This window comes from uncultured Porphyromonas sp. (assembly GCF_938039215.1).
Taxonomy (GTDB): Bacteria; Bacteroidota; Bacteroidia; order Bacteroidales; family Porphyromonadaceae; genus Porphyromonas.
The window spans coordinates 1-8,827 of sequence record NZ_CALHVI010000009.1 but is presented as its reverse complement, the minus strand read 5'-3'; the positions used below and the strand labels follow the sequence as shown (position 1 = coordinate 8,827).

Here is an 8,827-nt window from a genome sequence, read left to right as displayed (position 1 = left end):
TACAGTGGGTCGCCTTGACGACCTACGGTAGGTCGTTTCGGCGACCTACCGTAGATCCCTTTAGCCCCCTTTCCTGAGCCCCCCCTCCGAAGGCATACTACATGGGACGAAATAAAAGTAGGTACGACCCTCTGGCGATACCCGTATCGCCGGAAGGTCGTACCTGTGTATGGAGCTAAATTGAGAGTCGCTCTACTGATCTAGAGAGCAGGCTAGAGTAGGTACCGATAGATGAGGTAGCAGATCAGTACAATCGCTATGATGACTTTGAATATGAGCTGATAGCGAGCACTTTCTTTTGACTCTGGGGTGTGGCCCTCATAAATGATCTCCGAAGCGGGGAGTCCGAGGTCGCTTTGCGTGATGGGGTGTAGCTTGAACTCGTCAGGCTCGCCCTTCTTCCCGAAGAGTACATAGGGGATGTCGTGGCGCAGGGCTGCCTTTTTGTAGGGGATCCCGTATTCGGGTAGCGTGTAGATGACGATCCCATCGAAGGCATCGCTGATCATCGAGATGGCCGTCGGTTCCTTGGCATATACCTTGGTGTGCTTCCCCGTCTCTGGCTCCAGAGTCCAGTAGTCTGGACCTGCACCCATCATCGAGTCGTAGCGCATAGGCCCATGATCGAGTGTGGCGACGCTGGCCTTGATCTGCTGTAGCGTTTCTTCGGCTATTTCCGTGCCTTTGATGGGGAAGGCATAGACGCTGTAGAAGTTCTGGTCATGGAGGAAGCGACGAATGGGATAATTCCTGATGATGCGTGCTTCGCTGAGCTTCTGAAATTGCTTGGTTAGCTTCTGGATAGCCTTGGGATTGTAGCCCTCGGGCAGAGCTCCACCGGAGAGTGCTGATGTGATCTTTGAAATTTCGTCCATGAGATACCAGTAGTTATTGATTGGAAATCAGTTGTAAAGTTAGGGAAGCGCAAAATTCTTTCAAAGTCCTTGTACTTCACCCGTTCTGAGGATAACCACCTTCTGGGAACGAGTAACTCCATCTTGTGTAATCAAGGGTGTGATGACGTTTCCCTCTCACGGTATAGGTATATCTCCCCTAGGGTGTAGTAGGCTCGTGCTGAAGCTGAAGCTTGCTCGGAGCAGAGGCTGATTAGGCTACAACTTATGGAAGAGTGGGGTGATGTCGGAAGGTATAGCCTCTGAGTTTTGGGGGATTGGATAAGTTTTTATACCTTTGCCGAGCAAAAAGGACGTTTTTGCCTCTAACCTCCACTCGGGCCTATAGCTCAGCTGGTTTAGAGCACCTGCCTTACAAGCAGGGGGTCATAGGTTCGAATCCTATTGGGCCCACTCAAGACTCCTTCACGTAAGAAGTTGATCCCACAAAGCAAGCGACCATCTCTCATCAGAGTGATGGTCGCTTCTCTTTTATGCTGGGGTAGGTCGTCGCAAGGAGCGCACGTATCCCCAAGGCCTAATCAAGGATACAAAAGATCCCCGCCCCCAATACTCTCGCTGAGTATTGGGGGCGGGGGCTTATTTATTCGTAGCAGTAGAGAGGTGGACTCTCTAAGGAGATCTTCGCTCTCTATGCTGTGGGGTGAAGGCTACTTCTTCGCTCCGCTGGTGCGTGCAGGTGCAGCAGCTGTAGGACGGATACCAAGAGCATCCTTGACAGCCTGCGTCAGATCAAGAGCCGTGCTGCCCATAGCGAGCATGACACCAGACTCGAAGACATAGGCACAGCCCTGAGCTTCGCATACCTTGTTGATGGCAGTCGTGACCTTGGTGCGGATAGGAGCCATGAGCTTTTCCTGCTCCTTCTGGATCTCTTCCTGCATCATCTGGTAGCTGTTCTGCGTGCGAGCCTCCATCTCCTGGAGCTCCTGCTGGCGACGCTTCTTGATGACTTCGGTCATCGAGGCTTCTTCCTTCTGGTAAGCCTCGAGCTTCGTCTTCATCTCATCCTGCATGCGCTTGATCTCAGCGTCATACTGCTTAGCGAGGTCTTGGATCTTGGTCGTAGCTGCCTTGACATCAGGGAGCTCCTCCATGATGGCTGCGGTATTGACGACACCGATCTTCTGCTGAGCCTGCGCCGAGAAGGCGAGAGGAAGCATGAGCAGGAGGGAAATCAGAAACTTCTTCATTGTTGGTCTTCTATTACGTTTTATTAGGGTTGATTATACACTACTAGCGCTCTCCGAAGCCTAGGATCGAGAGGACTGACTCGCTGACATCAAGGGCAGGGTCGGCATAGACGATCTTGGAGGAGGTGCGGTCGATGATGAGCTGGTAGCCTCCACGACGGGCAAGCTCCTTCATCCCAGCCCAGATACGATCTTGGATGGGCTTCATCAGAGCTTCACGACGCTTGAAGAGGTCACCCTCAGGACCAAAGTACTTACGCTTGAGGTCGTAGGCCTGCTTCTCGAGAGCTACGATCGACTCTTCACGTGCTTTCTTCTGGTCAGCGGAGAGGAAGGCTGCTTCCCCTTGGTAGGACTTATAGGCTGCTTCAGCCTTCTTCTCAAGAGAAGTGACTTCGTCTTGCCACCGCTTGGAGAGGTCGTCGATCTGACGAGTCACTGCCGTATAGGCGGGATCCTTCTTGAGGATGAACTCCATGTCCACAAGGACTATCTTCTGAGCCTGAGCTACCCCTAGAGGAAGTAGGAGCATAGCCAGGAGGAAAAGGATCTTCTTCATAAGACAAACTAATTAGGTGAGACTTTACTTCAACCCCAGAAGAGAGGTGAAGGTTTTCGTCCGCTAGAGATCACGTCCGAGGACGAAGTGGATGTTGCTACCGCCTCGTTCGGAGTAGCCGTTAGGACGGTCGAAGCCATAGCCCCAGTCAAGACCAAGGAGCCCGATCATAGGCATCATCACACGAACACCAACCCCTGCCGAACGCTTGAGGTCGAAGGGATTGTAGCGGCTGATATCTGCCCAAGCGTTCCCTGCTTCGGCGAAGCCCAGTACCCAGACGGTCGTCGACTGCTCGAAGATCAGCGGATAGCGGAGCTCAAGCGAAGCCTTCATGTAGGAGTAAGCATAGTCGTAGTTCGCCCCAGCGATCGAGCCATTCTTGTACCCTCTCAGGCCGATGGTCTCGTTCATGTAATTGCCGAAGGAGCCCGACATCATGTCCCCACCCATGTAGTAGGTACCGAAGGGTGAGCGCTTGTACTTGTTGTAGCTATTGATGATACCACCCTCCACACGAGCCATGAGCACAGGGGTGCGCTTGACGGTCATGGGGTTCATCAGAGGAAGGAAGACCTTACCCGAATACTTCCACTTGTGGTACTCGATGAAGCGGTAGCGATCAGCGATGGGAAGTGAGGGATCGGAGTAATCCTTCTTGTCGAAGAGCGAGTAGGGAGGCGTGAGACTTACCGAGAAGGAGAAGTCCGAGCCACGACGGGTGTAGACAGGATTGTCCGTAGAGTTGCGGTCGATACGCAGCTCGAGGTTGATGTCATTAGCACTCCCCTGGTGGAAGTTCTCAAATGTATTGTACGTCCAGTTATTCAGACGATAGTGGGTGAAGTTGAGCGAAGCGGTGAGCTGGAACCAGTTGTCGGGCCAGTTCAGACGGCGCCCATTGGCGATGCTCATCCCGATAATGCTTAGCGACTTGTCTGCGTCGTAGGAGTCTTCGTAGAGCGAAGATCTACCCTGACCCGTCTGGTCGTAGTAGTTCCCGTAGCCGCCATAGCCACCGTATCCGTAACCACCATAGTAGGGGTTGTAGTAGCCCGAGCCATAGTAGTTGCGAGCCTGCCCTGAGTAGTAGCGCTGGTCGATGGCCGTCATACGGGAGTAGAAGGCACTTACCGACAGGAGATTTGGACGCTTCCCACCGAACCAAGGGTCACTGAAGGACACGCTGATCTGATTGTAGTAGCGAGCATTCGTCTGCCCATTGATCGAGAGCTTCTGCCCGTCACCTTGGGGGATGATCCCCTTGTACATGCTGGGGCGGAAGAGGTTCTGGATGGAGAAGTTCGTGAAGGTAAAGCCGATGGATCCGATCAGACCCGTCTGGCTCCATCCGATGGAGAGGTTGAGCTGGTCGTTGCTCTTCGGTGTCAGATCATATTCGATGTCTACCGTGCCGCTCTGTGGATTAGGCACGGGCTTAGGGATGGACTTCTCGGCATCGAAGTGCCCAAGCTGATTGAGGATACGGAAGGAGTTCATCAGATCCTCCTTGCTGAAGAGTACCCCAGGCTTGGTATAGAGCTCACGGCGCACGACATCTTCGTAGACGATATCATTACCACGGATGATCACCTTGTCGATGGTAGCCTGAGGACCTTCGGTCACACGTACTTCGAGCGAGACAGAGTCACCCTGGATATTGGTCTCGATGGGGTCTACACCAGCGAAGATGTAGCCATTGTTGTAGTAGAGGTTGCTCACTGCGTCTTCATCCACGCTCAAGCGATTCTCTAGACGCTTCTGGTCATAGACATCACCGGGGCGGATGGCAAGGAGCTGGGAGAGGATCTCCGAAGAGTACTTCGTGTTCCCCACGAAGCGAATATCCTTGATGAAGTACTTCTGCCCTTCGTTTAGCTTGAGGTAGATATCGACCTTGCGTGTACCTGGTACGGGGACGATGCTATCGCTGACAAGCTCTGCATCACGATAGCCTGCAGCTTGGTAGCGCTTGATGAGGTTCTGAAGGTCTTCCTTGTAGTCAGCGTCGACGAACTTCTTTTGCTTGAAGATCTTCAGCAGGGAGGAGAGTGCACGCCCACGGCCTAAGGAGAAGCCTTCGTTCGTCTTGCCCATAGCCATACGCAGCTGATAGTCGGTGAGCGAACTATTCCCCTCGAAGTAGATGTTACGCACCTTCGTCTTGCCACTGCGGTCGATGTCAAGGGTGAGGTTCACGTAGCCTGGCTGACCAGGAGCCTCGGTCTCACGGATCGTCATCTTCATATCACGGAAGCCCTTCTCGTCGTAGTACTTCTTGACGAGCTGACGGGCACGATCGAGCGTGTTGGGGGAGATGAGTGATCCCTTACGAAGACCCGTACGCTTCTCTAGCTCCTCACGGTCACCCTTAGATACCCCCGTGAACGTAGCCTCCGAGAGACGAGGACGCTCGGTGAGTGCGATCTCTAGGTAGACCTTGTTGCCGACGTACTTGGATACGAGGATGCGGACATTAGAGAAGTAGCCCGACTGCAGGAAGCGATTGATCGCAGAAGTCAGAGCGGGACCAGGTATCTGGATCTCATCACCTTCGTTGAGGCCTGAGAGGCTACTCAGGACATAGTTGTCATAGCTGGTAGATCCAGTGATCTTGACCTCAGCGATGGTCTTGGTGGTGGGATGCTCGTAGCTAACAGTAGGGGCAAGGACCACAGGTTCGGTGGTCTTCGTCGAGTCTACGGGTAGCTGTCGGAGCGTATGGGGCTTAGCCTCTACTGAGCTTGCCACGAAGAGTGAGGCAAGGAGTAGGAGTGCGGGGATTCTCTGCATAGGGTCTATTATCGTCGTGCTGGTGGGACGGAGCTTAGTCCTCCAGCTGTATTTGTTCGCTTGTCTTACCGAAGCGCCGTTCGCGTGCGGTGTAGGCCTTCAGTGCATCCAGAAGGGCTTCTCTACCAAAGTCTGGCCAGTAGACGGATGAGAAGAAGAGCTCAGCATAGGCAGCTTGCCAGAGGAGGAAGTTGCTGATGCGCTCCTCGCCACCCGTGCGGATCAAGAGATCTGGATCTGGGAAATCAGCGGTGTCTAGATGACGAGAGATCACGTCTTCACTGAGCTGGTCGAGGGTCAGTGCTCCCGAGGCCACCTCGTGGGCGATGCTGCGGGTGGCACGGAGTACCTCATCACGAGAGGAGTAGCTGAGGGCGATGATGAGGGTAAGTCCTTCGTTGGCCTTTGTCTTCTCGATGCTCTCTCCGAGTGCCTGCTGGGCTTCCTCTGGGAGGCGTGCGAGGTCACCAATAGCACGTATCCGTATCCCTTGCTTGTGGAGCTCGGGGGTCTCGGAGTGAATGGCTGAGACTAGGAGGCTCATCAGCGCATCGACTTCCTCTTGGGGGCGAGACCAGTTCTCGGAGCTAAAGGCATACACCGTCAGGTAGCGGATGCCGAATTCGACAGCCGCACGTAGCGTCTCACGTAGCGCTTCCTGCCCTTGGATATGCCCATCGGTGCGAGGAAGTCCACGTTGCTTTGCCCAGCGCCCGTTCCCATCCATGATGATCGCCACGTGCTCGGGTATCCGAAGCTCGGGCGAGAGGTCTGGCAGGTGTGAAGGCGTCGTCATTGACACGTTTTCTTTCTTGTCTATTTAGGATCTGTACGGGGCTTTAGCCCTATACAAATATACTTATATCTTAGTTACAGCTATATCGCTGTCGTGGTGCTAGGCTGTAGTGCAGTCCGATGGACCAATAGCCATAGCTATCCGCATTCTTGATGCTTCCTCTTTGGTTCAGCCCGAAGGGGTTCGCCATCCAAGCAGCGGGGCCTAAGCCTTCGAGATGATCGGTGAAGGTACGCCGTAGCGACCAACTTGCCGAGAGTCCCCAGCGGGAGCTGAGGCGGCACTTGAGCCCAAGGCGGGCATATACCCCAGGTATGAGCTGGAGCTTCGAGTCGCTCGAGCCTCCCGCAAGTCCTAGTCCCGCACCGAGGAACGGAGTCCAAGAGCGTGTGCCGAGGTAGCGTTCCTTGTCGCTGTAGGGGAAGAAGTGAAACTCTCCTCCGAGGGCAAGGTCGGTAAGCATACGGCTGAAGCTCATCGTACGATCGCCTTGTGGGAAGGCATTCGAAGCAAAGGTGCCCGAGCCCCGTAGTCCCCTTAGAGCTAGCTCGCTACTGAGCGCCCAGCGTAGAGATAGGACTCGTCTCAGTTCTAACGCAAGACCAGGGCTCTGTGGTGCGATGATCCCCTGTCTCCCTAGATCGCCTATGTAGTAGTTAGACGCTAGCGAGATCCCCAGTTCGTAGCGGTATTCCTGTGCCTCGGCTCGTAGTAGCCCGAGGCAGGAGCTGAGGAGGAGTACAGCACTGAGAAGGAGCTTTCGCATCGCAGGTCTGGGGTGGTTTAGGGGGTGGGCTAGTCCTCGATGGTCTTTAGCCCGCCGAACTTCCCAACGAAGAGCTTTGCAGACTCTCCACTATACTTAGCACCTCGGAGCAGGTAGATCGTCTCTCCATCGGCGGAGGGGAAGGCCTGCAGGGGATAGCCTGCGAAGTCCGAAAGGGTAAGCCCCGTGAAGGCCGTGCTGCGGGCAGACTCCCAAGAGTGACCGTTGTCGCTGGAGATGTAGAGCTCTAGCCCTGCTGTCGTAGAGACAAAGCGATAGAAACGCTTCTGGCTAGGTACATAGGCTAGCGATTGGGCTGCGACAGCCTTTCCTTCGGCGATCTTCCCGCCGACGATGAGCCAGTCACGGCCGTTGGTCGTGGACCAGAGATTAGGGCTAGCCTTACCCTCTGAGGTAAGTCCTCCAGCGAGGTAGAGGGCGGTACCCTGATAGCTACCACCTGCCAGCTCGTAGCTGATAGTCTCTCCTTCGACGGGGAAGGCTGCATCAGGTGCTTCGCCGACAGTCGTCACCGCTCCAGCTGGGATGCTGTAGGTGAGGAAGGACTTTGTGCCGGAGGTGTTTGCTCCGAGGAGCATAAGCGAAGAGACTCCATCGACGGCGAGTCCTCCGAGGACACGGCTAGGAGCGTAGGCTCCTGCAATAGCCTTTTCGGAGAAGGTCACGCCAGAGCCTTCGTAGAGCTTAGAGGCGCTTGTCGTAGCGTAGAACTTGCCCCCATAAGAGACTACTGAAGTCAGCTTTTCTCCCGAAGGAATACCCGTGAGCCCTGCATCCTGCCAAGCAGCGGTAGGGCTAGAGAAGGAGCTTGCTGCGCTCGTCCCATCGGACTTGACGTAGTAGATCGTCCCAGCATCCCCCGAATTGATAACCGTGGAGAAGGCGGAGCTGAAGGCAGGAAGCCCCGTGACCGAAGCCTCTGACCAAGCGAAGGAGTGTGGGTCTTCTTTGTAGCGCTTGAAGGTAACCTTATAGAGGTAGCTCTGCTGCTGCCCACTGCGGTCCTTTGTCGTCACACGTAGCTGGATGCCGTGGAAGAGGTCGTCGCTCTTGAAGGTCTGCTTCTCCCCCGTCCATTTAGTCGTCTTGCCATCGGCTGTGATCACCTCGATCTGTGCCCCTTGTGTTGCGCTCTTGATGCGCAGACTTAGCTCATAGCTCTTGGGGTTATAGGGGAGTGCTTGGGGATTGTAGATCCGCCCAGTCTCGGTATTGCGGATGACGAAGGCGGCCTTGGAGAGGGCTTCCTTCATCTCCTTGTCTTGGGTGGAGAGGGCAAATCCTGTGATCTGGTTATTGTAGAGCTGGAAGTCTTCTAGTTCTACCTTCTTCTTGCCGTTGCAGCTAGATGTGCTCAGGATCAGCGCTAGGAGGCCAAGAGCCGCAGGGGCTATGGAGGTGATACGTCTCATGCTTATATAATTATTGAGAGAGCTCGTCTTAATACGATGTCGGCTAGGCTATCCAACTCGAAGCTGCAGGATAGAACACCCCAGCCTAACACTAGGGCACAAAGTTATAAAGAATAAGCTAAGTCTAGCCTCTCTGCGATGGACTGCTTGGCTTGATGCTTGATAATTGGGCAGAGATCGCCCCAAGAGACCGTCCAAGAGGATTGATCCTTCTTTGTCATGAGAGCTTCTGTGGCCGTAGTTTGAAGATGGAGCATGCTGATCGGATGAAGTTGGGGAGGCTCTATCATCCCTTCTGGCGAGGGAGCGATAAGGGGCGAAAAAGGGACCTACGGTAGGTCGCCGAAAAAACCTACTGTGGGTCGGTCGACCG

7 protein-coding genes and 1 tRNA gene are annotated in these 8,827 nt (G+C 54.5%); 1 reads left to right on the top strand and 7 read right to left on the bottom strand.

The features are described from left to right. Window positions 1-212: 212 nt before the first annotated feature. The gene (locus tag Q0336_RS01145) at window positions 213-875 is read right to left on the bottom strand and encodes a hypothetical protein (protein ID WP_298524559.1); all 663 of its coding nucleotides are present in this window, start codon (window positions 873-875) and stop codon (window positions 213-215) included. Between the two features lie 357 nt (window positions 876-1,232). Between Q0336_RS01145 and Q0336_RS01140 the strand changes: the two genes are divergently transcribed. Continuing rightward, window positions 1,233-1,307: transfer RNA gene (locus tag Q0336_RS01140), tRNA-Val, on the top strand. Window positions 1,308-1,564: 257 nt separating this feature from the next. Here the strand turns inward: Q0336_RS01140 and Q0336_RS01135 are convergent. The 6 genes from Q0336_RS01135 to Q0336_RS01110 form a co-directional block, all read right to left on the bottom strand. Beyond that, window positions 1,565-2,107: an OmpH family outer membrane protein gene (locus tag Q0336_RS01135; protein WP_298524557.1), complete on the bottom strand. Its 543-nt coding sequence runs from the start codon at window positions 2,105-2,107 to the stop codon at window positions 1,565-1,567. A 43-nt stretch (window positions 2,108-2,150) separates the two neighbouring features. After that, a complete protein-coding gene (locus tag Q0336_RS01130) occupies window positions 2,151-2,666 on the bottom strand; it encodes an OmpH family outer membrane protein (protein ID WP_298524554.1) in 516 nt (171 codons plus the stop codon). Between the two features lie 63 nt (window positions 2,667-2,729). After that, the gene (locus Q0336_RS01125; RefSeq protein WP_298524552.1) at window positions 2,730-5,459 is read right to left on the bottom strand and encodes a POTRA domain-containing protein; all 2,730 of its coding nucleotides are present in this window, start codon (window positions 5,457-5,459) and stop codon (window positions 2,730-2,732) included. A 34-nt stretch (window positions 5,460-5,493) separates the two neighbouring features. After that, the gene (locus Q0336_RS01120; protein WP_298524550.1) at window positions 5,494-6,255 is read right to left on the bottom strand and encodes an isoprenyl transferase; all 762 of its coding nucleotides are present in this window, start codon (window positions 6,253-6,255) and stop codon (window positions 5,494-5,496) included. Between the two features lie 70 nt (window positions 6,256-6,325). Beyond that, window positions 6,326-7,021 (bottom strand): DUF6089 family protein, encoded by a 696-nt coding sequence (locus Q0336_RS01115; RefSeq protein WP_298524547.1) that lies wholly within the window; start codon window positions 7,019-7,021, stop codon window positions 6,326-6,328. Between the two features lie 29 nt (window positions 7,022-7,050). Beyond that, a complete protein-coding gene (locus Q0336_RS01110) occupies window positions 7,051-8,454 on the bottom strand; it encodes a DUF6242 domain-containing protein (RefSeq protein ID WP_298524545.1) in 1,404 nt (467 codons plus the stop codon). Between the last annotated feature and the right edge of the window lie 373 nt (window positions 8,455-8,827).